This window comes from Promicromonospora sp. NPDC050249 (assembly GCF_040656015.1).
Lineage (GTDB): Bacteria > Actinomycetota > Actinomycetes > Actinomycetales > Cellulomonadaceae > Promicromonospora.
This window is the reverse complement of sequence record NZ_JBFAKY010000012.1, coordinates 1-23782: the sequence shown is the minus strand read 5'-3', so window position 1 is coordinate 23782 and position 23782 is coordinate 1. Positions and strand designations below refer to the sequence as shown.

22 protein-coding genes are annotated in these 23782 nt (G+C 71.7%); 18 read left to right on the top strand and 4 right to left on the bottom strand.

Translation table 11 applies throughout. The features are described 5' to 3' along the window. Positions 1-19 precede the first annotated feature (19 nt). From AB0I32_RS11820 to aroB, 14 genes are all read left to right on the top strand, one after another. The gene (locus AB0I32_RS11820; RefSeq protein ID WP_357506052.1) at positions 20-1210 is read left to right on the top strand and encodes an AI-2E family transporter; all 1191 of its coding nucleotides are present in this window, start codon (positions 20-22) and stop codon (positions 1208-1210) included. Positions 1211-1334: 124 nt separating this feature from the next. Continuing rightward, on the top strand, positions 1335-2402 hold the full coding sequence (locus AB0I32_RS11815; protein WP_357506293.1) for an AI-2E family transporter: 1068 nt from the start codon (positions 1335-1337) through the stop codon (positions 2400-2402). A gap of 90 nt (positions 2403-2492) precedes the next feature. Then, on the top strand, positions 2493-3881 hold the full coding sequence (locus AB0I32_RS11810; protein ID WP_357506050.1) for a replication-associated recombination protein A: 1389 nt from the start codon (positions 2493-2495) through the stop codon (positions 3879-3881). Between the two features lie 213 nt (positions 3882-4094). Continuing rightward, positions 4095-4721 carry a 30S ribosomal protein S4 gene (gene rpsD / locus AB0I32_RS11805; protein ID WP_357506048.1) on the top strand — a complete coding sequence of 209 codons (627 nt, stop codon included), beginning with the start codon at positions 4095-4097 and terminating at the stop codon, positions 4719-4721. A 236-nt stretch (positions 4722-4957) separates the two neighbouring features. Next, positions 4958-5347, top strand: coding sequence for a DUF948 domain-containing protein (locus AB0I32_RS11800; protein WP_357506046.1), 390 nt, complete (start codon positions 4958-4960; stop codon positions 5345-5347). Further along, positions 5344-5598 carry a hypothetical protein gene (locus AB0I32_RS11795; RefSeq protein ID WP_357506044.1) on the top strand — a complete coding sequence of 85 codons (255 nt, stop codon included), beginning with the start codon at positions 5344-5346 and terminating at the stop codon, positions 5596-5598. The genes AB0I32_RS11800 and AB0I32_RS11795 overlap by 4 nt, the downstream gene beginning before the upstream one ends. Before the next feature lie 187 nt (positions 5599-5785). Then, complete coding sequence (gene alaS / locus AB0I32_RS11790) at positions 5786-8482, top strand: alanine--tRNA ligase (RefSeq protein ID WP_357506042.1); 2697 nt, start codon at positions 5786-5788, stop codon at positions 8480-8482. Positions 8483-8580: 98 nt separating this feature from the next. Next, positions 8581-9096 carry a Holliday junction resolvase RuvX gene (ruvX, locus tag AB0I32_RS11785; RefSeq protein WP_357506292.1) on the top strand — a complete coding sequence of 172 codons (516 nt, stop codon included), beginning with the start codon at positions 8581-8583 and terminating at the stop codon, positions 9094-9096. 50 nt (positions 9097-9146) lie between these two features. Next, positions 9147-10283, top strand: a complete 1137-nt coding sequence (mltG, locus tag AB0I32_RS11780) for an endolytic transglycosylase MltG (protein WP_357506040.1) — start codon at positions 9147-9149, stop codon at positions 10281-10283. 377 nt (positions 10284-10660) lie between these two features. Next, on the top strand, positions 10661-11671 hold the full coding sequence (locus tag AB0I32_RS11775; RefSeq protein WP_357506038.1) for an endolytic transglycosylase MltG: 1011 nt from the start codon (positions 10661-10663) through the stop codon (positions 11669-11671). 2 nt (positions 11672-11673) lie between these two features. Further along, a complete protein-coding gene (locus AB0I32_RS11770) occupies positions 11674-12570 on the top strand; it encodes a shikimate dehydrogenase (RefSeq protein WP_357506037.1) in 897 nt (298 codons plus the stop codon). A gap of 53 nt (positions 12571-12623) precedes the next feature. After that, a complete protein-coding gene (aroC, locus tag AB0I32_RS11765; protein WP_357506035.1) occupies positions 12624-13865 on the top strand; it encodes a chorismate synthase in 1242 nt (413 codons plus the stop codon). Between the two features lie 17 nt (positions 13866-13882). Beyond that, positions 13883-14437, top strand: coding sequence for a shikimate kinase (locus AB0I32_RS11760; protein ID WP_357506291.1), 555 nt, complete (start codon positions 13883-13885; stop codon positions 14435-14437). Further along, entirely contained in the window at positions 14434-15591 is a 1158-nt protein-coding gene (gene aroB / locus AB0I32_RS11755) for a 3-dehydroquinate synthase (protein WP_357506033.1), read from the top strand. Before AB0I32_RS11760 ends, aroB begins: the two co-directional genes overlap by 4 nt. 262 nt (positions 15592-15853) lie before the next feature. Here aroB and AB0I32_RS11750 read toward each other — a convergent pair whose 3' ends face one another. Both AB0I32_RS11750 and AB0I32_RS11745 read right to left on the bottom strand, forming a co-directional pair. Next, entirely contained in the window at positions 15854-16627 is a 774-nt protein-coding gene (locus tag AB0I32_RS11750) for a glycerophosphodiester phosphodiesterase (protein WP_357506031.1), read from the bottom strand. Between the two features lie 82 nt (positions 16628-16709). Further along, entirely contained in the window at positions 16710-17720 is a 1011-nt protein-coding gene (locus tag AB0I32_RS11745; RefSeq protein ID WP_357506029.1) for an alpha/beta fold hydrolase, read from the bottom strand. A 97-nt stretch (positions 17721-17817) separates the two neighbouring features. Here AB0I32_RS11745 and AB0I32_RS11740 point away from each other — a divergent pair, with 97 nt between their 5' ends. Together AB0I32_RS11740 and AB0I32_RS11735 are read left to right on the top strand one after the other, a co-directional pair. Continuing rightward, positions 17818-19167, top strand: coding sequence for an alpha-hydroxy-acid oxidizing protein (locus AB0I32_RS11740; protein WP_357506027.1), 1350 nt, complete (start codon positions 17818-17820; stop codon positions 19165-19167). 95 nt (positions 19168-19262) lie between these two features. Continuing rightward, the gene (locus tag AB0I32_RS11735; RefSeq protein ID WP_357506025.1) at positions 19263-20705 is read left to right on the top strand and encodes an MFS transporter; all 1443 of its coding nucleotides are present in this window, start codon (positions 19263-19265) and stop codon (positions 20703-20705) included. Between the two features lie 57 nt (positions 20706-20762). Here the strand turns inward: AB0I32_RS11735 and AB0I32_RS11730 are convergent, their stop codons facing one another. Next, positions 20763-21890: a sigma-70 family RNA polymerase sigma factor gene (locus AB0I32_RS11730; RefSeq protein ID WP_357506023.1), complete on the bottom strand. Its 1128-nt coding sequence runs from the start codon at positions 21888-21890 to the stop codon at positions 20763-20765. Between the two features lie 190 nt (positions 21891-22080). On the opposite strand from AB0I32_RS11730, the gene AB0I32_RS11725 reads away from it, so the two are divergent. Then, positions 22081-22443: a YrdB family protein gene (locus AB0I32_RS11725; RefSeq protein ID WP_357506021.1), complete on the top strand. Its 363-nt coding sequence runs from the start codon at positions 22081-22083 to the stop codon at positions 22441-22443. Between the two features lie 84 nt (positions 22444-22527). Here the strand turns inward: AB0I32_RS11725 and AB0I32_RS11720 are convergent, their stop codons facing one another. Then, the gene (locus tag AB0I32_RS11720) at positions 22528-22884 is read right to left on the bottom strand and encodes a DUF1801 domain-containing protein (RefSeq protein WP_357506019.1); all 357 of its coding nucleotides are present in this window, start codon (positions 22882-22884) and stop codon (positions 22528-22530) included. 215 nt (positions 22885-23099) lie between these two features. Between AB0I32_RS11720 and AB0I32_RS11715 the strand changes: the two genes are divergently transcribed. Then, on the top strand, positions 23100-23782 hold a 683-nt coding region (locus tag AB0I32_RS11715; protein ID WP_357506017.1), incomplete at its 3' end, for a DUF222 domain-containing protein.

Genomic DNA, 23782 nt, shown 5'->3' with positions numbered 1-23782 from the left:
CAAAAACAATAGTGGGAGCATGGCGATGACGGTTGACGCGCCGACGGTAGCGCCGACGACAGCGGCGGAGTCGCCGACCACCCCGCAGCCCGTGCCAGGGCAGCCTCTGGCAGGGCCCTCTCCGGCGGGGGCAGGGTTCGGAGCACCCTGGATCCGCTCCACCGGCGACCTGGCGTGGAAGCTGATCGGCATCGGGCTCGCCGTGGCCCTGGTGTTCTACGTGGTGAGCCTGGTCCAGCTCGTGTTCGTCGCGCTGTTCCTCGCCCTGGTCTTCACCTCGGTGCTGCTCCCGCTCGGGGACCTGTACGACCGCGTGATGCCCCGCGGGCTGGCGATGGCCGCTTCCCTGCTGACCGCGGTGCTCGCCGTCGGCGGGCTCGTGACGTACGTGGTCTCCTCCGTCGTGAGCCGCTGGGAGGAGCTGGCCGCGGAGTTCGGCACAGGTCTCACGGACCTCGCGGCGCTGGTCACCGACATCCCGCTCGTAGCGAGCCTTGGCACGCCCGGCCAGTGGCTGAAGGACGGCGGCGCCTGGCTCCAGGACAACGCCGGCTCGTACGCGGGCACCGCCGCCCAGAGCGCCGGGATCATCGGCGAGGGCGCGACCGCCGTCGTGCTCGCGATCTTCTGCACGGTGTTCTTCCTGACCCAGGGCAGCCGCATGTGGCGCTGGGTGCTGTCCCTGGTCCCCGCCGACCGGCACGACCGCTGGGAGAGCGCCGCGGGCGCGGGCTGGACGGCGTTCTCCGGGTTCACGCGCGGCATGTTCTTCGTCGCCCTGGCCGACGGCGTGCTGGCCGGCGTCTTCCTGACGGTCGTGGGCGTGCCGCTGGCGCTCCCGCTGTCCGTGGTGGTGTTCCTCGGGGCGTTCGTGCCCATGATCGGCCCGGTCGCCGCCATCGTCGTCGCCGCGCTCGTCGCCCTCGCTGCGAAGGGCCCCGTGCTGGCGCTCGTCGTGCTCATCGGCATGGTGGTCGTGGCACAGATCGACGCCAACGTCCTGCAGCCGCTGATCACCGGCAAGCAGGTCTCGCTGCACCCCGTGGTGATGGCGCTCGTCGTGGCCGGGGGCTCGGTGCTCGGTGGCCTGCTCGGCGCCGTCGTCGCCGTGCCGCTCACCGCGGTGACGTGGGCGGTGATCAGTACGCTGCGCAAGACTCCGGCGCCGGTCGTGGCGTCGGGCGCGGCGCCCGGCGATGAGGCAGACTGACTCGGTGCCTGACCCCGCACCACCCCGGAAGACCACGCCCCGCGCCACCACCAGCGACCCGGCGTCAGCCGGGAGCGCGCCACCACCCTGGCTGCGCACCTCCGCCGGCTGGTCGTGGCGCCTGATGGTGCTCGTCGCGGGCATCGCCCTGGTCTTCTGGGCAGTCACGCAGGTCCTGATCGTCTTCGTCGCCGTGTTCCTGGCGCTCGTCATCACCGCGGTGCTCAACCCGCTGACCGACCTCTACGACCGGGTGATGCCCCGCCCCCTGGCCACGGCCGCCGCCATCCTGTCCGGCGTGCTGGTCATCGGCGGTCTCCTCACCTACGTCATCGTGTCGGTTGCCGGCCAGTGGGAACGACTCGCGGGGGAGTTCAACACCGGCATCGACCAGATCGTCGACCTGATCGAGAACAACTCGTTCCCGGTCAACGTCGAGGTCGATACGCGCGACCAGTGGATCGATGACGCCGCCAGCTGGATCCAGGAGAACGCCCAGACCCTCGTGGGCACGGCCGCCGAGAGCGCCGGATCGATCGTCGAGGGCGTCGCCGTCCTCGTGCTCGCGATCTTCTGCACCATCTTCTTCCTCGCGTCCGGCGCCACGATGTGGCGCTGGTTCATGTCCCAGGTGCCTGCCCGCACCCGGACCGTCTGGCACGCCGTCGCGGGCGCCGGCTGGTACACGTTCTCCGGCTACACTCGCGGCATCGTGCTCGTCGCGATCACCAACGGCATCCTGGCCGGGATCTTCCTGTCGATCCTCGGGGTGCCCCTCGCGGCGCCCCTGGCCGTGCTGGTCTTCATCGGTACCTTCATCCCGCTCATCGGCGCCCCGCTGGCCATGATCATCGCGGCGGTCGTGGCGCTCGCGGCCGACGGGCTCCTGACGGCGCTCATCGTCACCCTCGGCATCGCGGGCATCGGCCAGCTCGAGGGGCACGTGCTGCAGCCGCTCATCATGGGCAAGCAGGTCTCGTTGCACCCGGTGGTGGTCGCGCTGGGCGTGACCTGCGGGACCGTGGTGGGCGGCATCCTCGGCGCGATCGTCGCCGTCCCGCTCATCGCCGTCGCCTGGTCCGTGTACGGCACGCTCCGCAAGGATCCCGAGGACGGCGCTCCCGATGACGGGGCCGACCTGCCCGGCGACGTCGACCCGCCCCACGAGAAGCCGGTGGACGGCGCCGGCTGAACCGGGCGCGACGGGCGGCGTGACAGGCGGCGTGACGCGCGGCACCTCCGCGCGGACCGGTATGTCGGTGAGCGTCCGTAGGCTGGGGGCATGGTCGATCTCTTCGATGCCGCGACTACCGACACGGCCGGCACCCCGGCCGCTCGGGCGTCGTCACCCCTCGCCGTGCGCATGCGCCCGGCCACCGTCGACGAGATCGCCGGGCAGCAGCACCTGCTGGAGCCAGGGTCCCCGCTGCGCCGGCTCATCGAACCCGCGGCGGGCGGCCGTGCGGCGCCGTCGTCCGTGATCCTGTGGGGTCCGCCCGGTACCGGAAAGACCACGCTCGCCTACCTCGTCGCCACCGTGTCCGGGCGCCGCTTCGTCGAGCTGAGCGCCGTCACCGCGGGCGTCAAGGACGTACGCCAGGTGGTGGAGGACGCCCGGCGCCGCCTCGCCACGGGCGGCGACGAGACCGTGCTGTTCGTCGACGAGGTGCACCGCTTCTCCAAGTCGCAGCAGGACGCCCTGCTGCCCAGCGTCGAGAACCGGTGGGTCACGCTCGTCGCCGCGACCACAGAGAACCCCAGCTTCTCCGTGAACTCGCCCCTGCTGTCCCGCTCGCTGCTGCTCACGCTCCGTCCCCTGGAGACCGAGCACGTCCGTGAGCTGATCCTGCGCGCCGTGACCGACGAACGTGGCCTCGGCGGGTCGGTCGAGCTCGACGACGAAGCGACCGATCACCTCCTGCGGCTCTCCGGCGGCGACGCCCGCAAGGCGCTCACCATCCTGGAGGCCGCGGCGGGCGCCGTGCTGTCGGACGACGTCCAGGCGACCGGGGACGGCGGCGACACCGTGCCGCGCATCGGCCTGCCCGACGTCGAGCGCGCCGTCGACGTCGCCGCCGTCCGCTACGACCGCGACGGCGACCAGCACTACGACGTCATCTCCGCCTTCATCAAGTCCATCCGCGGATCCGACGTCGACGCCGCCCTGCACTACCTCGCCCGCATGGTCGCCGCAGGGGAGGACCCACGCTTCATCGCCCGGCGCCTGGTCATCTCCGCCGCAGAGGACGTCGGCATGGCGGACCCCTCCGCCCTGCAGACCGCCGTCGCCGCCGCGCAGGCGGTACAGCTCATCGGGATGCCAGAGGGGCAGCTCGTCCTGGCCGAGGCCGTCGTGCACCTCGCCACCGCACCGAAGTCGAACGCCGCCTACGCGGGCATCAACGCGGCACTCGCGGACGTACGCGCCGGGCGGATCGGCACCGTACCGCCGCACCTGCGCGACGCGCACTACTCGGGCGCGAAGCAGATGGGGCACGGCGACGGCTACCGCTACGCGCACGACTGGCCGCACGGCGTCGCGCCGCAGCAGTACCTGCCCGACGTCCTGGCCGGCTCGCGCTACTACGACCCGAGCGACCGCGGCTACGAGCGGCAGGTGTCGGAGCGGCTGGAGCGCATCAGGGGGATCCTCGGCAGCGAGGGGAAGTGACCGGCCCCACGGCAGGCTGATCTCCTCACGTGCGTTACGATGTACAGGTTGCCCATGGCGACTCCCTGGGACCTCGGCCCCGCGAACGGGATGGTCGGATCACTGATCCAGCCGCCCGTTCCATCGGCTGGTCCCGCACCCGGTGTGGTCCTCCCTTCGCGGGAGAGCTGTGCGCGGGTGTGACCTTCATTCACTACAGGACAGGAATTCACAGTGACTTCTGTGACCCGTGCGCGCCGTCAGGTGCGCCTGAGCCGCAAGCTGGGCCTCGCGCTCACGCCCAAGGCCGTCAAGCACTTCGAGAAGCGCCCCTACCCGCCCGGTGAGCACGGCCGCGCCCGTCGCCGCACCGAGTCGGACTACGCGGTGCGTCTCCGCGAGAAGCAGCGTCTGCGTGCGCAGTACATGCTCCGCGAGAAGCAGCTGCTCAAGGTGTACGAGAACGCCCGCAAGCAGGCCGGCCTGACCGGTGAGGTCATGGTCGAGGACCTCGAGACCCGTCTGGACGCCGTCGTGCTGCGTGCCGGCTTCGGCCGCACGATCCTGCAGGCGCGTCAGCACGTGACGCACCGCCACATCCTCGTGGACGGCAAGATCGTGGACCGTCCCTCGTTCCGCGTGAAGCCGGGCCAGACCATCCAGGTCAAGCCGAAGAGCCAGGCCACCGTGCCGTTCCAGGTCGCAGCCGCCGGCGCGCACCGCGACGTGCTGCCGGCCCTGCCGGGTTACCTGGACGTGCAGCTCGAGAAGCTGTCGGCCACGATGACCCGCAAGCCGAAGCGTGTCGAGGTCCCCGTGACCTGCGACGTGCAGATGGTCGTCGAGTTCTACGCTCGCTGATCCGGCCTGCACAGCAGTAGTGCAGCAAGTACAGGACGCCCCGTCCGCGCTTCGGCGCAGACGGGGCGTCTTGTTGTCTTTCTCGCGGCTTGTCTTTCTCGCGGCGCGCTGACGTCGCGGGGCGCGGGCGGCGGCGTCCGGGATAGGGTGACAAACGGTTCCGGCAGACAGCTCAGGCAGAGCGTCCGGCCGGGTACCGGCTGACCTCCAGCGGACCTTCAGGTAGGAGTTTGCGCATGACCTTCGGCGACCTCGGAGACGTGGCGGGACTGATCGCGGCCATCGCGTTCGTGCTCCTCGTGGGCTTTCTCGCCGTTCCCCTGTGGAAGCTGGGCAAGCTCCTCGACGAGGCGCGCTCCAGCGTCCGTGACGTCACGGAACACTCCGTGCCGATCCTCGACGAGGCAGCGGCCACCGTCGCGTCCGCGAACACCCAGCTCGTCAAGGTCGACACGATCACGACCTCGGCGGCGTCGGTCAGCGAGAACGTGTCCGCGCTGACCGGGCTGTACGCGGCGACGCTCGGCAAGCCGCTCGTCAAGGTCGCCGCGTTCTCCTACGGCGTGCGCCAGGCGTTCGGCCAGGCCAAGGGCCGGTCCGGCAAGCACACCGAGGCCGGAGCATGATCCGCCGGCTGTTCTGGGTGGGTGTCGGGGTGGCCGTCACGGTCGTCGTCATCCGCAAGGGCCGCCAGGTGGTCGCGCGCTACACGCCCGAAGCGGTGAGCGAGCGCGCCGCGGCCGCCGTGGACGAGGCGGGCGTCCGGCTGAACCGGATGGCGCGCGGCTTCCGGTCGGACTTCGCCACGGCGCGCGCCGAGCGCGAGGCCGAGCTCATGGCTTCCCTCCGGGGCGAGCTGCCGGGCCACCAGCGCTAGCCCGTTCCCAGCTCGTCGGCCGTACAGCAGCATTCAGTTTCCGTCCGCGGCACTACCAGCGGCAGAATAGAGTCGCGTCCGGATCCGGACGCGACTCGCGCGTCCCACCCGCGATTCACCGCACTTCCGCACGACCAGTTCCCGTACGACCAATTCCGCACGACCGAGAAGAAGGATCACTGACCTCATGCGCACCGCCGAGATCCGCAAGCGTTGGCTCGACTACTTCGAAGCTCAGGGTCACGCGGTGGTGCCGTCTGCGTCGTTGATCTCGCCGGACCCGTCGACGCTGTTCACGATCGCGGGCATGGTGCCGTTCATCCCGTACATGACGGCGCAGCAGACGCCGCCGTGGAAGCGCGCCACGAGCGTGCAGAAGTGCGTGCGCACCCTCGACATCGAGGACGTAGGCAAGACGACGCGCCACGGCACGTTCTTCCAGATGAACGGCAACTTCTCGTTCGGTGACTACTTCAAGGCCGACGCCATCCGCATGGCCTGGGACTTCCTGACCGGCTCGCTGGACGACGGCAAGCTGGGCATCGACCCCGACAAGCTGTGGGTCACCGTCTACTACGAGGACGACGAGGCCCGCCAGCTCTGGAAGGACATCGTCGGCCTGCCCGACGAGCGCATCCAGGGGCTCGGCAAGAAGGACAACTACTGGTCCACCGGCCAGCCCGGCCCGGCCGGCCCATGCTCGGAGATCTTCTACGACCGCGGCGCCGCCTACGGCCCCGACGGCGGCCCCCTGATCGACGAGGGCGGTGACCGCTTCGTCGAGATCTGGAACCTCGTGTTCATGCAGTACGAGATCGACGAGGTGAGGTCCAAGGAGGAGTTCCGCATCCTCGGGGAGCTCGCCAACAAGAACATCGACACCGGCATGGGTCTCGAGCGTGTTGCCTTCCTGCTGCAGGGCAAGGACAACATGTACGAGATCGACGAGGTCTTCCCCGTCATCGAGGCCGCCCAGAAGCTCAGCGGCAGGATCTACGGCGAGAACCGTGACGACGACGTCCGCATGCGCGTCGTGGCCGACCACGTCCGCTCGGCCCTGATGATCATCGGCGACGGCGTGCGCCCCTCCAACGAGGGCCGCGGCTACGTGCTGCGCCGTCTGCTGCGCCGCTCCGTGCGCGCCATGCGCCTGCTCGGCGTCGACGGCCTCGCCCTGCCCTCGCTGCTGCCCGTCTCCAAGGACGCCATGGCTGCCTCCTACCCGGAGCTCGCAGAGAACTTCGACCAGATCTCCGCCGTGGCCTACGCCGAGGAGGAGGCCTTCCGGCGCACGCTGGCCTCCGGCACCACGATCCTGGACACGGCAGTGGCGAACCTGAAGAAGAGCTCGGGCGGCGAGGGTGGCGTGCTGCCGGGCGAGGCCGCCTTCCAGCTGCACGACACCTACGGCTTCCCGATCGACCTGACCCTCGAGATGGCCGCCGAGCAGGGCGTCCAGGTCGACGAGCAGGCCTTCCGCTCCCTCATGCAGGAGCAGCGCACACGTGCCCGCGCCGACGCGCTGGCCAAGCGCACGGGCGGGGCCGACGTCGCCGCGTACGAGGCCCTGGAGAAGGAGCTGTCGGCCCCGGTCGAGTTCCTCGGATACACGCAGACGGACGCCTCCGTGCGTGTGACCGGCCTGCTGTCCGGCGGCGTGCCCGCCCCTGCCGTCACCGCCCCTGCCGAGGTCGAGGTCATCCTTGACCGCACCCCGTTCTACGCCGAGGCCGGTGGCCAGCTCGCCGACCACGGCACCATCGTGCTCGACGCCGGCGCCACCATCGAGGTCGACGACGTGCAGCGCCCCATCAAGGGCCTGAGCGTGCACCGCGGGCGCCTCATCGAGGGCACCGTGGCGCTGGGCGACCCCGGCACCGCGCAGATCGACACGGAGCGCCGCAAGGCCATCAGCCGTGCCCACTCGGCCACGCACATGATCCACAAGGCGCTGCACGAGCTCGTGGGCCAGGACCGCACGCAGGCCGGTTCCGAGAACGCCCCGAGCCGCATCCGGTTCGACTTCCGCTCGCCGTCGGCCGTGCCGGCCTCGGCGCTGTCGGAGATCGAAGAGCGAGTCAACGTGCGCCTCGCCGACAACCTCGAGGTGACCGACCAGCTCATGCCGATCGCCCAGGCCCGCGAGGCCGGCGCCATGGCGCTGTTCGGCGAGAAGTACGGCGACGTCGTGCGCGTGGTCTCCATCGGTGACGACTGGTCGCGCGAGCTGTGCGCCGGTACGCACGTCAAGCAGACGGGCCAGCTGGGCCGCGTGACGCTGCTGGGCGAGTCGTCCATCGGCTCGGGCGTGCGCCGGGTCGACGCCCTCGTGGGCGACGGTGCGTACGGGTTCCAGGCCAAGGAGCATGCCCTGGTGGGCCAGCTCACGGGGCTGCTCAACACGCGCGCCGAGGAGCTTCCCGACCGCGTGAACTCGCTCGTGTCCCGCCTCAAGGAGGCCGAGAAGGAGCTCGCCGGGCTGCGGCAGGGTCAGCTCCTGGCCACGGCCGGCAAGCTCGCCGCCGAGGCACCTCGGGTGGGCGACGTCCGCGTCATCGCGCACGACGCCGGCGAGGCCCAGGCCGACGACCTGCGCGCCCTCGTGCTCGACGTGCGCGGACGGCTCGGCGAGGCCGAGCCCGTCGTGGCCGCCGCCGGTGGCGTCTCGGGCGGCCGGCCGGTCGTGGTGGTCGTGACCAACGCCGCCGCTCGCGAGGCCGGCTACAAGGCCGGCGACCTGGTCCGCACGGCGGCCCAGACGCTCGGTGGCGGTGGCGGTGGCAAGCCGGACATGGCCCAGGGCGGCGGCACGGACCCGGCCAAGCTGGGCGAGGCGCTGGCGGGTATCGCCGAGAGCGTCCGCCTGGCCGCCGTCGGCGCCTGACGCCTGTGCCTGTCGAGCCCTTGCCTTCGGCGGCCGAGCCTGTCGAGACCTCCGAGCCCGGCCTCCCTCGCGGGGCCCGGCTCGGGGTCGACGTCGGCATGGCCCGGATCGGGCTCGCCGCGAGCGACCCCGACGGCCTCGTCGCCACCCCGGTGGAGACGGTGCCGCGGGTGCTGGCGCCCGGGGGCAAGGGCGGCGGCGGTAAGGGCGGCAGCGGCAAGAGCGCCCGTGGCACCACCGCCGACGTCGCCCGGATCGTCGCCGAGGCGGAGGAACGCTTCGCCGTCGTCGTCTATGTCGGGCTGCCCAGGCATCTGTCGGGCAAGGAGGGCGCCGCGACGGCCGACGCGCGGGCCTTCGCGGCCCGCCTGGTCGTCGCGCTCGCCGCGGCCGGGGAGGCCGCTGAGGTCCGGCTCGTGGACGAACGGATGACCACGGTCTCGGCGCACCAGGCGCTCCACGCGGCCGGTCGAAAGACCAAGCGGCACAGGTCTGTGATCGATCAGGCCGCAGCCGTTATCATTCTGCAATCTGCACTCGACGCGGAGCGGGCGAAGGGGGAGCGCGCCGGCGAGCTCGTCGAGGCGCGGACCGTGCCAGACACGCACGAATGACCACGCACGAATGACCTAGTCGCCCCCCAACGAAGGACAGTGAGTCTCCGGTGACGGATCTCTTCACGGCGCCCCCGCGTAACCAGGAAGACCCCTCGTTCCCTGAACCGAGATCGAGCAGAAGGGCCCAGCGCCGCCGACGGCGGAACCGGCACGGCCGTTCCCTCGTCGTCCTCCTGATCGCCCTCGTCCTGGTCGGCGGGTCCGGCTACGCCGTCTGGCTGAACCTCGGGTCCCTGACCGGCCTGTCCAACCCGCTGGAGTCCAAGGACTTCCCCGGACCCGGCGGCGACCAGGTCGACGTCGAGATCCCCGAGGGTGCCTCCGGCACCGCCATGGGCGAGGTGCTCTACGACGCAGGTGTCGTGGCGAGCGTCGCCGCGTTCACCGCCGCGTTCGAGGCGAACCCGGACTCGGTGCTGATCCGCCCGGGCACCCACACCATGCTCGAGGAGATGCCCGCGAGCGACGCGGTGGCGCTGCTCGTCAAGAACGACACGGTCAACCTGCAGCTCACGATCCCGGAGGGCTACACGGCCGACCAGGTGGTCGAGCGCGCCGTGCAGGTCAGCGGGCTGCCCGCCAAGGACTTCCAGGCAGCGCTGAAGGACCCGGCGGAGATCGGCCTGCCCGAGGAGGCCCGCGGCAAGGTCGAGGGCTGGCTGTACCCGGACACCTACACGCTGGAGCCGGACGACTCGGCCGCGGGGCTGCTCTCGCAGATGGTCGAGCGCACCAAGAGCTTGCTGCAGGAGAAGGGCGTCCCCGCCAGGCAGTGGCAGACGGTGCTGACCAAGGCGTCGCTCGTCGAGCGCGAGGGCCTGCACAGCGACGACAAGCCAAAGATCGCGCGCGCCATCGAGAACCGGCTGGACGACGACACGTTCCTCCAGATCGACGCCGCCGTCGCGTACGGGGCCGGCAAGCCGGGCACCGAGCTGACGCGAGCCGACCTCAACAACGCGAAGAACCGGTACAACACCTACGAGCACACCGGCCTGCCGCCGGGCCCGATCGCCAACCCCGGCGAGGTGTCCGTCGACGCGGTCCTCAACCCGACGCCCGGGGACTGGAAGTTCTGGGTGACGGTCAACCTCGACACCGGCGAGACGAAGTTCGCCGAGGACTTCGAGGAGCACCAGCGAAACGTCCAGGAACTGCGTGAGTGGGAGGCCGCGAACGGGTGAATTCCCAGGTAGCGGGCCTTCTCGAGGGTCCGGTGCGGGGAATTCGGGAGTTGGCCGCGGACGTGCCGATCGGGGTAGCGTTCGCGGCACCCGGGCTGTGATGCGATCGTGACATGCGATCGCGATGTCGCGCGCCCGGGCGTGACCAGGCATGGATCAACACCGATCCAGGCAGCGCAGAGGATGGAGCGAGCGTGACCGAGGCCCTTCCCGGAGTGAGTTATCAGGGGCCACCGCGGCACGCCAGCGGCTCTCGCGGCCGACGAGGGGATCGGGACACGTCCGGAGGCAGGCGCGACAGGGCCGCCGGGGGTGACCGGCGCGGAGGCAGGCGGGACAGGCGGCAGAAGCGGTCCAGGCGACCGCTGGTCGTCGCAGTGGTCGCCGTCCTGCTCGTGGTCGGCGGCCTGGGCGCGTGGACGGTGATGAACGACGGCTACCTCTTCGGTATCCGCACCCCGCTGGCCGCGCCGGACTACGAGGGCGCGGGCGGCGAGGCGGTAGTGGTCGAGGTGCCCCAGGGCAACGGCTATACGATCGGCGCGGAGCTCGCGGCGCAGGACGTGGTCGCCAGCGCCGAGGCGTTCGTGCGGGCGTTCAACGCGAACCCGGACGCCGCGTCGATCCAGCCAGGCACCCGGGAGATGAAGCTGCGGATGAGCGCGGCGTCCGCCGTGGCGCTGCTGGCGCAGAACAACGTGGACCGGACCGGCCTGACCGTCATCGAGGGCAGCACGGTCGCGCAGATCGAGCAGATGATGATCCAGACGGGCTGGCCCGAGGCGGACGTCAAGGCGGCGCTGGCCGACCCGGCGGCCCTGGGCCTGCCCGCAGAGGCGGGCGGGCACCTGGAGGGCTGGCTGGCGGCCAACACCTACGAGGTCAAGCCGGACAGCACGAGCGCGGCGGACGTGCTGGGGCAGATGGTGGCCCTGACCGTGCAGGAGCTGAACGAGCTGAACGTGCCGGCCGACCAGCGCAACGACCTGATCATCAAGGCGTCGCTGGTCGAGCGGGAAGCGCCGGACGACTACCGGGGCCAGGTCGCCCGGGTGATCGAGAACCGGCTTGCGGCGGACGAGGCGCTCGGTCTGGACGCCATCGACTCCTACGGCCGCAAGAAGCCGTCGCACGAGATCACGTCGGCGGAGTTCCAGGACAAGTCGTTCCCCTACGCCTCGCGCGTGGTCAAGGGACTGCCGCCGACCGCCATCGGCGCACCGAGCAAGGCGTCGATCGAAGCGGTCCTGAAGGCGCCCGAGGGGCCATGGCGGTGGTACGTGACGGTGAACCTGGACACGCAGGAGACGAAGTTCACCGACGACTACAACGAGTTCCTGGCCTTCAAGGACGAGTACCAGGTCTGGGCAGCGGAGAACGGGTACTGAGCATGAGCACCACGACCACCCGCCGGGCCGCCGTACTCGGCCACCCCGTCGCGCACTCCCTGTCCCCGGTGCTGCACGGTGCGGCCTACCGGGCCCTGGGCCTGGACGGCTGGCAGTACGGCGTGCACGACGTCACGGAGGGTGCCCTGGAGGGCTTCCTGCGCGACGTCGACGCCGGCTGGGCAGGCCTGAGCCTGACCATGCCGCTCAAGCAGGTGGTGATCCCGCTCCTGGATCACGTGGACCCGCTCGCCGAGGCGGTGGGCGCCGTCAACACGGTGCTGTTCTCCGCGGCCGGGGGATCTGCGGCGGGACGCTCCGGCAGGGGCGCCGTCACCACCACCGGCACGAACACCGACGTCCATGGCATCGTCGCGGCGCTGCGCGAGGGCCTCGGCGCCCGCGGCGTCGCCGACGCGGTGATCCTCGGCGGCGGGGCGACGGCGGCGTCGGCCCTCGCGGCGGTGGCGGAGCTCGGCTGCGTCTCGCCGCGGGTCTTCGTACGCTCCCTCGACCGGATCGGCCCGCTGCGCGCGGCCGTCGCGCGGATGGGCGTGAGCCCGTCATTCGAGGTGTTCGACGAGCGGGCGACGACGTCGGCCCTCGCGGTCGCGGACGCCGTCGTCTCGACGACGCCGAAGTACGCTGCCGACCAGTGGGCGCCACTGCTGACCGGTCTGCTGACCGGCGCAGGGGAGAAGCCCCGCGGCGTGCTCCTCGACGTCGTCTACGACCCCCGCCCCACCGCCCTGCAGTCCGCCTGGGCCGCGCTGGGGGCCGACACCGTGGGCGGCGAGCGCATGCTCCTGCACCAGGCCGCCGAGCAGGTACGCCTGATGACCGGCCGCCCCGCGCCGCTCGCCGCGATGGACGAGGCTCTGCGGAGGGCGCTGGCCTGACGGCCTGTGGACAGCGGGCGCCGCCTGCGTCACGCGCGTGAAACAATCGCGCCATGCTGCGTTGGTTGACATCGGGTGAGTCGCACGGTCCTGCCCTCGTGGGCGTGATGGAGGGTCTGCCCGCCGGGGTGGAGCTGACAACGGAGGACATTCAGAGCGCGCTCGCGCGCCGCCGCCTCGGTTATGGCCGGGGCGCGCGCATGAAGTTCGAGCAGGACGAGGTGCGGGTGCTCGGCGGGCTGCGCCACGGGATCACGCAGGGCGGTCCGCTCGCCATCGAGATCGCCAACACCGAGTGGCCCAAGTGGACCGACGTCATGTCGGCCGACCCGGTGCCGCCGGAGGCGCTCATGGTCGACGCCGGGACGGGCGACGAGCGCGAGGTGGCCCGCAACCGGCCGCTGACGCGCCCGCGCCCGGGCCACGCCGACCTCATCGGCATGCGCAAGTACGGCTTCGAGGACGCCCGCCCGGTGCTGGAGCGTGCGTCGGCCCGCGAGACGGCGGCCCGCGTGGCGCTCGGCGTCGCGGCCGCGAAGTTCCTGGAGCAGGGTCTCGGCATCCGCCTGGTCTCGCACGTGGTTGCCATCGGGGGTGCCGCGGTGCCCGACGACTCCGCGCTGCCGACTCCTGACGACCTCGCCGCGCTCGACGCCGACCCGGTGCGCTGCCTCGACGCCTCCTCCTCGAAGCTCATGGTCGAGGAGATCGACCTGGCCAAGAAGGACGGTGACACGCTCGGCGGCGTCGTCGAGGTGCTCGCCTACGGCGTGCCGTCCGGTCTGGGTACCTACGTGCAGGGCGACCGTCGGCTGGACGCCCGCCTCGCCGCCGCCCTCATGGGGATCCAGGCGATCAAGGGCGTCGAGGTCGGCGACGGCTTCCGCACCGCACGCCGCCGCGGCACCGAGGCCCACGACGAGATCGTGCGCGAGTCCGTGGCCGGGCCGGACGGAGCGACGCCGGGCCGGATCCGCCGCACGACCAACCGCGCGGGCGGCATCGAGGGCGGCATGTCGAACGGTGAGGTCGTGCGCGTCCGTGCGGCGATGAAGCCCATCTCGACGGTGCCGCGTGCGCTGCCGACCGTGGACACCGCCACCGGTGAGCCCGTCACGGCGCACCACCAGCGGTCCGACGTGTGCGCGGTGCCGCCCGCCGCCGTCGTCGCCGAGGCGATGGTCGCGCTCACCCTGGCCGAGGCCGCGGTCGAGAAGTTCGGCGGCGACTCCGTGGCCGAGGTGCGCCGCAACATGGAGTCCTACGTCGCCGCCATCCCGGAGCTGCTGCAGTGAGCGGCCCGGTCGCCGTGATGATCGGCCCGCCCGGCTCCGGCAAGTCCAAGGTCGGGCGCATCCTCGCCGCGGGCCTCGGTGTCACGGTCCGCGACACCGACACGGACATCGAGGCGAGCGCGGGCAAGCCCGTCAGCGAGATCTTCGTGGACGACGGCGAGCCCCGCTTCCGCGAGCTGGAGCGCGCGGCGGTGCTCACCGCCCTCGCGGAGCACGACGGCGTCCTGTCCCTCGGTGGTGGAGCGGTCATGAACCCCGCCACCCAGGAGGCACTCGAGAAGTACACGGCCGACGGCGGGCAGGTCGTCTTCCTGGACGTGCCGCTGGCGATCGCCGCCCAGCGGGTAGGCATGAACCAGGCCCGGCCGCTGCTGCTGGGCAACCCGCGCGCGCAGTGGCAGAAGCTGATGACCGAGCGGCGGCCCACGTACGAGCGGCTCGCGACGCTGACGATCGTCTCGAGCGAACGGCCCGGCGAGCAGGTGGCCGCCGAGATCATCGAGGCGCTGGGCCTTGAGGTCACGGCAGGCGAGCTGATGGACCCCAAGAAGAACGAGGAGAGCACCACGTGAGCACCGAGAGCGTCCCCACGCGGGTCACCGTGCGGGGAGACGCCCCCTACGACGTCGTCATCGGCCGCCACCTGCTGGGTGAGCTGCCCGCGCTGGTCGGCCCGGCCCGCAAGGTGATGGTGGTCCACCCGGCCGCGCTGTCCGCGACCGCCGACGCGATCGCGGAGGACCTGAAGGCCGGCGGGTACGAGGCGTTCGTCGCGGAGGTGCCCGACGCCGAGGAGGCCAAGACGCCTCAGGTCGCGGCGTTCCTGTGGGGGCTGCTGGGCCAGCTGGACTTCACGCGGTCGGACGCGATCATCGGGGTCGGCGGCGGAGCCACCACGGACCTCGCGGGCTTCGTGGCCGCCACCTGGCTGCGCGGGATCCGCGTGGTGCACGTTCCGACCACGCTGCTCGCGATGGTCGACGCCGCGGTGGGCGGCAAGACGGGCATCAACACGTCGGAGGGCAAGAACCTCGTCGGTGCGTTCCACCCGCCGGCGGGCGTGCTGTGCGACCTGGCGGCCCTCGGCTCGCTCGACAAGTGGGACCTGGTCGCGGGCCTTGCGGAGGTCGTCAAGACCGGCTTCATCGCCGACCCGGTCATCCTGGAGCTGGTCGAGGCGCACGTCGACGAGCTGCGGAACTGGGCGGGCACCGAAGCCACCGACGAGACCTGGGCGGTCGTCGCCGAGCTCGTCGAGCGTTCGGTCCGGGTCAAGGCGCAGGTCGTCGGCGAGGACCTCAAGGAGGCGGGCCTGCGGGAGATCCTGAACTACGGGCACACCCTGGGCCACGCGATCGAGCTGGCCGAGCGGTACCAGTGGCGCCACGGCGCCGCGGTGAGTGTCGGCATGGTCTTCGCCGCCGAGCTCGCGCGCATGGCAGGCAAGCTGCCCGACGACGTCGCCGACCGGCACCGCGCCATCCTGTCCTCGCTCGGGCTCCCCGTGCACTACCGGGGCGACCGTTGGGACCAGCTGCTGGCCGCCATGCGGCGCGACAAGAAGACCCGCGGCGACCTGCTGCGGTTCGTGGTGCTGGACGACGTCGCGAAGCCCGTCCGCCTGGAAGGCCCCGACCCGACGCTGCTGGCCGCCGCCTACGCGGAGGTCTCGAAGGAGCCGCCGACGCAGGGACCGGGCACGCCGGTCACGCTGACGCTGGGCTGAGCCCTGCTGGACTGGGCTGAACTGGTTGCGCTGAGCCGGGCCGGGTGTCGGGCTGTACACCGATGGCACGGTGACCTCGGCGGGCGGGTGCCAGGTGGGCTGAAATTCGTTCGGCCTGGACCCGCCTGATCCGCCCAGCCTGAACTGTTCGGCAGAGCCCGCAAACCCGGGCTCCAGCCGAACGAGCGTCAGCCCACCCCGCACCTGCCACCAGGGTGATGATCGGTCGGCCAGGTTCGAGGAGGAGACGCCGCGGGCGGGCTCACTCCCAGAGACCCCGCTCGATCAGGAGGTCCTTGAGCAGGTCCGCGCGGTCCGTCACCAGGCCGTCGACGCCCAGGTCGATCAGCTGGCCCATCTCGTCGCGGTCGTTGATGGTCCAGACGTGCACCTTCTTGCCGAGGGCGTGCGCCACCTCGATGGATGCGGCGTCGACCACCGTGACGGACTTCTCGCGCACGGGGACCTGCAGCGCGTCGACGTCGCGCAGGGAGCGGCGGGCCAGCGGGCGGGTGCGCAGGCGCACGCCGGTGAGGAATCCCCTGATCTCGTTGCGTCCGGCGGACGTGGCCACCGGGCGGGACAGCTTGGCGAGCGTGGCCCGGCGCCGCGCGGCGTCGAAGGAGGTGACGCACACGCGGTCCCAGGACGACGTCTTCTCGACGGCGCGGGCCACTGGGCCCACGCCGGAGGCGTGCTTGACGTCGATGTTCACGCGCAGCTCCGGCCAGCCGCCCAGGACGTCCTCGAGCATCGGCACCGGTTCGACGCCGCCGATGCGGGCCTCGCTGACGTCGGACCACGGCAGCTCGGCCACGAGGCCGGCGCCGTCGGTGGTGCGGTCGAGGGACTCGTCGTGCAGCGCGACCGCTACGCCGTCGGCGGTGCCGTGCGCGTCCGTCTCCACGTACCGGAAGCCGAGGTCGACGGCGGCGCCGAACGCCGCCAGCGAGTTCTCCAGGCCCTCGGTACCGACCGAGGCGTGTGCGAATCCGCGATGGGCGAGGGCTTGGAACGGCCCCTCGAAATAGGTCACTGGCTGTCCCTCGTGTCTCGGTGCTGAGTGGTCGTGCGGATGGTGGTGCAGGTGGTCGTGCGTGCGGTCCTGCGTGCCGGCCTCAGGTCGCGTCCCGGGCGCCGACGACGGCGCCCACCCGGCTGTTCGTCCATTCCAACATGCCGTCGAGGTATGCCTCGCGCGGCCCCCTGGCCGACAGCGTCAGGTCGTGCACCGCGCCGGGGACGACCAGCTCCGTGACGTCGTGTCCCAGGGACGGGACGAGCGTGGCCATCTGCTCGACGTCGAGCACCGTGTCCTGTGCGTCGAGGAGCGGGTTGTCGAGCGCGTCCGGGCCGGAGGAGTCGGACCGTGCCAGCAGCACCGGGCACGCGATCTCCAGCCCTGCGGCGACGCGCGCCTGGCCGCGCCGGACCGCGACGAACCAGCCGACCCGGCTGGGCAGCCCCTGGGGCCGTTTCAGGGTCGTGTCGAACTCCCAGCGCCCGCCGTTGGCGGCCAGGAGATGCTCCGCGTACCGCGAGGGGCTGTCCTTCACGATCGCGGTGGCAGCGAGGCGGCCGACGGTGTCCAGCAGTCGCGTGCCGACGCCGCGCTGGAACTCGGACGCCCAGAGGTCGAGGAACGGCGAGTCGAGCACCAGCACGTCGGGCCCGGCGTCGGTGCCCACGGCGTTGCGGTGCGCATGCGCCCACAGCGCCCCGGTGAGCCCGCCGGTGGAGTGGGCGTGCAGCACGAGCGGCAGGCCCGGCTCCAGTGCGCGCACGGTCCGGGCGGCGGCCGAGATGTCGGTGGCCTGCTCGCGCAGGTCCATCACGAAGTGGGGGATCTGGTCGGGCTGCAGGGACCGCCCGGCCGCGCGCAGGTCGACGGCGTAGAACGCGTAGCCCGCCGCGGCGAAGGCGCGGGCCAGGTGCTCCTGGAAGAAGTAGTCGTTGTAGCCGTGCACGTGGACCACGGCCGCATGCGGCGGGGGAGCGTCGTCCGGGTGCGGGTAGCGCACCAGCGTGGCCGGCCCGAGCGGGGCCTCCTGGAACGGTTCGCCGAGCAGGTGGTCGGTCCGCCAGTCGAGCACTACCTGCTGCGGGTCGGGCAGGGGCGGTACGGGCACGAGGGGGATCCTAGCCCGGCGCGCCGCCGCCGTCGGGTCATGCCGCGCGGTTGCTGCGCACTTACTGCGCGGGCACCGGGGTGACAGGATGTCCGGCATGCGCAATATCGGCCGGACGGTGCAGTCGTCGATCTACCGCGACGGGGTGTTCGGCCGTCGGCCGGTCGTCCCCACCGACCCGGACGCGCTCGCCGGGAGCGCCCGACGCCGGATGACCCGCACCGGCTGGTCCTACGTCGCCGGAGGAGCCGGGGCGCAGCGCACCGTGGACGCGAACCGGGAGGCGTTCGGCAGGTACCGGATCGTGCCCCGCCAGATGGTCGACGTCGGCGAGCGGTCGCTGGCCACCACCCTCCTCGGGCGCGATCTGCCCGCACCCCTGCTGTTCGCGCCCGTGGGGGCGCTGGAACTCGCCGTGCAGCACCAGCTCGGCCGGGGAGGCAGGTGGGCCGCACCCCGCAACGCCGAGCCCGCGCTCGCCCGGGCCGCCCGCGACCTCGGCCTGCCCGTCGTCATCTCCACGCAGGCGTCCACGCCCATGGAGGACACCGCCGCGGCGCTCGGCGACAGCCCGCGCTGGTTCCAGCTCTACTGGTCGTCGGACGACGCCCTGGTCGAGTCCTTCGTCAGCCGGGCCGAGGCCAGCGGCTGCGAGGCGATCGTCGTCACGCTCGACACCCACGTGCTCGGCTGGCGCACGCGCGACCTCGACCTCGGCTACCTCCCGTTCGCCCGCGCCGAGGGCATCGCCCAGTACCTGAGAGACCCCGTGTTCCAGGAGCTGGTCGAGGCCCGCGTCCGCGGTGCGGGTTCCGCCGGCTCGGAGACGACGGCGCCCCGGCCCACCGTCGCCGCCGTCCGCTCCCTGCTGTCCATGGCCCGCCACCACCCAGGACCCACCTGGCGCAACCTCACCCAGCCCTCCGCACGCGCCGCCGTCGAGACCTTCCTCGACGTGTTCTCCCGCTCGACCCTGACCTGGACCGACCTCGCCTGGCTCCGCGAACGCACCACGCTCCCGATCCTCGTCAAGGGCATCCAGCACCCCGACGACGCCCGCGCAGCCCTCGACCACGGCGCGAACGGCATCATCGTGTCCAACCACGGCGGACGGCAGATCGACAACGCCGTCGCCTCGCTCGACGCCCTGGCTCCGGTGGTCGACGCCGTGCGCGCCCACGCGGGCACGGGCGCGGCGACAGGGACATCAGGGGTCCCCGTCCTGTTCGACTCCGGGATCCGCACCGGCGCCGACGTCTTCACCGCACTCGCCCTCGGCGCGGACGCGGTCCTCCTGGGCAGGCCCTGGGTCTACGGGCTCGCCCTCGCGGGAGCCGACGGCGTCCGTGCCGTCACCGAGCACGTCCTGGCCGAGCTCGACCTCACCATGGCGCTCGCGGGCGTATCGGCCACCGGGCAGATCGGGCGGCACAACCTGGCGCTGTGACGTGCGCCGTGACCTGCGGCTCCGGTCCGGCGTCGGTATCAGATCGTGACCGCCTTCGGCACCCGCCGTTCACCGGATCCGGGCAGACTGCCGCCATGACCGACGCCACCCGCGGACCGGAGACACCGGATCCCACCACTGACGCCCCTCCGCCTCCGAGAACGGGCCTGGAGCTGCAGGAGGGTGTGCGGGTCCCGCGCCGTCAGGTGTTCTCGTGGGCGCTGTGGGACTGGGGTACGCAGCCGTTCAACACGGTGATCCTGACGTTCGTGTTCACGGCGCTGTACCTGACCACCGACGCCTTCCTCGACCCTGCCGTAGCGGCACTGGGCGAGGGCGACCCTGCCTACGAACGCGGACTCGCCGAGCTCACCAGCGGCGTGGGCCTGTGGAACACGCTCGCGGGCCTGCTCATCCTGGTGCTCGCCCCCGTGCTCGGACAGCGCGCCGACGCCACCGGCCGCCGCAAGGTGTGGCTGGCCGGAGGTACGGCCGGCATGGTCCTGTGCATGCTCGCGCTGTGGTTCGTCGAGGCCGACCCGGTGTACTTCGTGCTCGGCGCCGCCCTGATCGGCCTGGGTAGCGTGCTCAACGAGATCGCGGGCGTGAACTACAACGCCATGATGGTCTCCGTCGCCACGCCCAGGACCGTCGGCAAGGTGTCAGGCCTCGGCTGGGGGCTCGGTTACGTCGGTGGCATCCTCGTGCTCCTGTTCGTGGTCATCGCCGACAGCGCCGCCTGGTGGGGCATGCCCACCGACAACGGTCTCGCGTTCCGGGTGATCGCCGTCGGCTGCGCCCTCTGGACGCTCGCCTTCGCCTGGCCGGTCCTGGCCTTCGTGCCGGAGCTGCCGCCCACCAAGGGCCGCGCCAAGGTCGGGTTCTTCGCCAGCTACGCGGTCCTGTTCCGCGACGTGCAGGGCCTGTGGCGCACCTCGCGCCGCACGTTCTGGTTCCTCCTGGCCAGCGCCGTGTTCCGGGACGGCCTGAGCGGCGTCTTCGCGTTCGGCGCGATCATCGGCAAGGTGTCGTTCGGCTTCAGCACCAGCGAGGTGATCATCTTCGGTATCGCCGCCAACCTCGTGGCCGGCATCAGCACCGTCATCCTCGGCCGCGCCGACGACCGCTTCGGGCCCCGTTCCGTCATCCTCAGCACGCTCAGCATCATCGTGGTGGCCGGGCTCGCCGTCGTGTTCCTGCGCGACCTCGGCCCCGTCGTCTACTGGGTCGGCGGCCTGATCCTGTCGGCCTGCGTCGGGCCCGCGCAGGCCGCGTCACGGTCCTACCTCGCCCGGGTCACACCAGTGGGCAAGGAGTCGGAGATCTTCGGCCTGTACGCGACCACCGGCCGCGCCGCGTCCTGGATGTCGAGCGCCCTGTGGACCATCACCATCGCCGTCACCGGCGCGACGATCTGGGGCACCCTCGGGATCGTCGCGGTCGTGCTCGTCGGCCTGGTGCTCATGTGGTTCGTGCAGGACGCACCGGTGGCCGGGAGCCGGTCCGAAGCGCGGCCCGGGACGCACACCGGCGCGTGAGGGTGCAGGTGCGTGCGCGGGCGACGCGCACGCACCTGGGAGACCTGCCTGGGAGGACTAGCGAGCGCCCCTGCGCTGCCGGTCGTTCGTCAGCCACTCCCGGAGCCGCTCCAGGTCCGCCTGCGGCCCCACGTGTCGCAGCTTCTCCGGGTTGATCACACCCCGGATACCCGCGACCTGCCCCTCGACCACCTCGAACGCCCAGGTACCGATCAGACCGCCGCCGATGACGTCGTCCGCCACGATGAGCAGGCCAGGCTCCCCACCCACCAGAGCACGCTCGAAGTGGACAGGCGCCCCGCGGCGCATGAAGACCGCCAGGAGACGCGCCACCGTGTCCCGCCCCGAGACCGGCCGGGCGATCGAGAAGCCCGGCGGCACCTTCCCGCCGCCGTCGCCGGTGAACACGACGTCCTCGGCGAGCAGCTCGAGGAATGGGTCCACCGCGCCCTCCTCGCACGCGGCCAGGAACCGCGTGACGAGCTCCTCCGCGCGCACCCGGTCGGCGCGGCCGGACGCTGAACGCGCGGGTGCTGTACGCGCGGGTGCTGTACGCGCGGGTGCTGTACGCGCGGGTGCTGTACGGGCGGCGTCGTCGCGCTCCCGTGCGATCCGCCGCCGGGCACGCGAAGCCAGCTGACGCGCAGCCACCTCGCTCGTGCCGATGACGCCGGCCGCCTCACCGTGCGAGAAGCCCAGCACGTCATGCAGCAGGAACGCCGCACGCTCCGTAGGGGTGAGCCTCTCCAGCAGCAGGAGGAACGCCGTCGAGAGGTCGTCGGCCAGCTCGGCGTGCGCTGCGGCGTCCGGCGGAGCGGAGGCCATGGCGACCGGCAGGTTCGACTGCACAGGACCCACCAGAGGCTCCGGTAGCCACTCACCCACGTAGGACTCACGCCGCACCCGCGCAGAACGCAGCACGTCGATGGCGATCCGCGTCGTCACCGTGGTTACGAACGCGTCCGGGTTACGCACCCCCTCGGCCTGCGACAGACGCAGCAACGCCTCCTGGACCACGTCCTCCGCCTCCGCCACGCTGCCGAGCATCCGGTAGGCCACGCTGAACGCCAGGGGGCGCAGCCGGTCCAGGGCGGCGCCGTCGAGCCGCGTACCGGGCGGCTCTGCGGCGTCCTGCGTGTCGCTGTCTCTTGTAGGGCCGTCCTGGGCGGTCTCCGGGTCCGTCATGAGCACATGCTCTCGCGTCATACCCCCTACGACGAGAGACGAGCGCCAGACGTGACAGCGCCGCCCGACCGGGCTCCACGAGCGTGACACGGGACCTCGCGTAGCCTCACGGACCGCCTCTGTTCCACGGACTGATCGCGCCAGGCACCATGCGATGGGCCGCACCCACCGGACCCCATACTCTGCGCCGATGAGAACAACCGCTCTCCTCGTCCGCCTCGTCCTCGAGTTCGCTCTGTTCGCCGGCGCAGCCTCTGCGGGCTGGACCCTGTCCGACGGCGGATGGCGAATCCTCTTCGTCATCCTCGCTCCGGCCATCGTGATCGCGATCTGGGGCATGTTCCTCTCGCCCAAGGCCCGGGTCACCATCCCGCCGTCTGCCCGCATCACGCTCGAAGCACTCCTCTTCGGCGGCGTCAGCTACCTGCTCTGGCAGGCAGGGGCACCAGCGATCGGGACGGCGCTCGCGGTCGTATGGGTGCTTCACCGCGTGGTGCTGACGCTGACCGCGGGCACGCCGAGCGTCCTGGAGACGGGCGGGACGCCGCGCTGAACGGTGGGGTGGCCGGCACCCTGAGCGGCATGCTGACCGGTGGGGTGCGAGGTGCCTCGCCGGCCACCGCGGCGGGGCCGGTCGTCAGCGTGAGTGCATCGCGTCTATCTCGTCGCGGCGGAACAGGATCAGCCGGTCCAGGACGTCGTCGGGCAACGGACGGTCGGACGTGAACCGGATGGTCCCCTTCGACGTCGAGAAGCCGGTCAGGTCAGTCTCCAGCGCCTCGATGGCGGGAGGGCTGAACGGGTACAGCCCGATGTGCTTCGCCGTTGCCCGGGCCGACACGAGCGGGCTGCCCCGATAGCGCAGCGCGGCCATGCCGTAGCTCATGCCCTCCTCGGCGTCGGGCACGAGCTCCAGCGCCCTCGCCCGCACGCGCTCGACGGCGTCCCGGACGGAGCCGTCGAGGCCCGCGATGTAGTCGGTGAACTCGTCCATGACCACAGCCTCGCCGGAAGGACGGCGGCGCGCGAGGGGCGCCGGGGGTGCGTGGCTGTAGGGGCCTTGGCGGGGGCGGTCGAGGTCTGTCGTGACCTTCAAAGGGTTATCCACAGATTTGAAATCCGCCCGGCAGACCGCACGAATGTTCGAGATAATAGGTGCAGCAAGGGAGTGACGACTAGAGGCGAGCGTCGGGATGGGCGGGGGTGGGCATGGTGGAGCAGACGACGGACAGTGGACCCGCCGCCGGTCTGCCTGCTGCGGTCTCGATCGAGGAGACCCTGGCCCGGATCGAGAACGAGATCGACCACCTCACCGCCCTCACGGACCTTGAGACGCTGACCGGCTGGGACGCGCCGAGCATCAGCCGCCTGGTCGAGGCGCATACCCGTATCCGTCGGCTGACCGGACGCCTGGACGGGGTGCGGTACACCCTGCTGCCCCGGATCGAGAACGAGGGTTCGTGGCGCTCGGGTGGCACGGCCCGCACGTTCACGACCTGGCTGCGTCTGCGTGAAGGGATCTCTGCGTCCACGGCGGGTAAGGACATGAGGATCGCGCGCCGCCTCACGACCGCCCTCCCGGTCACGCGGGAACGGCTGGTCGCCGGGACGCTGGGTGTGGACCACGCGAGGGTGATGACGGAGGTCGCGCCCACCAGCGAGACGCGGACCGACGCGCTGGCCTGGTTGATCGATACTCGCACGGGTCACACCACGACACCGGAACAGTTCGTGCAGACCGTTGCGGTCGACTTCCCCGACCCCGCAGACGACCCCGACGGGACCGCCACCCGCGAGCTGGTCACGCAGGTGCTGGAGGGTGCGGTCGCGGACGGGACCTTGGTCACGGGTGAGGGCCTGGTCCTCCGCGAAGCGAATGTGTTGAACGCGGA

Coding starts and splice junctions, on each gene's coding strand:
- AB0I32_RS11820 (WP_357506052.1), top strand. CDS start 20: ATGGCGATGACGGTTGACGCGCCGACGGTAGCGCCGACGACAGCGGCG.
- AB0I32_RS11815 (WP_357506293.1), top strand. CDS start 1,335: ATGGTGCTCGTCGCGGGCATCGCCCTGGTCTTCTGGGCAGTCACGCAG.
- AB0I32_RS11810 (WP_357506050.1), top strand. CDS start 2,493: ATGGTCGATCTCTTCGATGCCGCGACTACCGACACGGCCGGCACCCCG.
- AB0I32_RS11800 (WP_357506046.1), top strand. CDS start 4,958: ATGACCTTCGGCGACCTCGGAGACGTGGCGGGACTGATCGCGGCCATC.
- AB0I32_RS11795 (WP_357506044.1), top strand. CDS start 5,344: ATGATCCGCCGGCTGTTCTGGGTGGGTGTCGGGGTGGCCGTCACGGTC.
- alaS (WP_357506042.1), top strand. CDS start 5,786: ATGCGCACCGCCGAGATCCGCAAGCGTTGGCTCGACTACTTCGAAGCT.
- ruvX (WP_357506292.1), top strand. CDS start 8,581: ATGGCCCGGATCGGGCTCGCCGCGAGCGACCCCGACGGCCTCGTCGCC.
- AB0I32_RS11770 (WP_357506037.1), top strand. CDS start 11,674: ATGAGCACCACGACCACCCGCCGGGCCGCCGTACTCGGCCACCCCGTC.
- aroC (WP_357506035.1), top strand. CDS start 12,624: ATGCTGCGTTGGTTGACATCGGGTGAGTCGCACGGTCCTGCCCTCGTG.
- AB0I32_RS11760 (WP_357506291.1), top strand. CDS start 13,883: ATGATCGGCCCGCCCGGCTCCGGCAAGTCCAAGGTCGGGCGCATCCTC.
- AB0I32_RS11740 (WP_357506027.1), top strand. CDS start 17,818: ATGCGCAATATCGGCCGGACGGTGCAGTCGTCGATCTACCGCGACGGG.
- AB0I32_RS11735 (WP_357506025.1), top strand. CDS start 19,263: ATGACCGACGCCACCCGCGGACCGGAGACACCGGATCCCACCACTGAC.
- AB0I32_RS11730 (WP_357506023.1), bottom strand. CDS start 21,890: ATGACGGACCCGGAGACCGCCCAGGACGGCCCTACAAGAGACAGCGAC.
- AB0I32_RS11725 (WP_357506021.1), top strand. CDS start 22,081: ATGAGAACAACCGCTCTCCTCGTCCGCCTCGTCCTCGAGTTCGCTCTG.
- AB0I32_RS11720 (WP_357506019.1), bottom strand. CDS start 22,884: ATGGACGAGTTCACCGACTACATCGCGGGCCTCGACGGCTCCGTCCGG.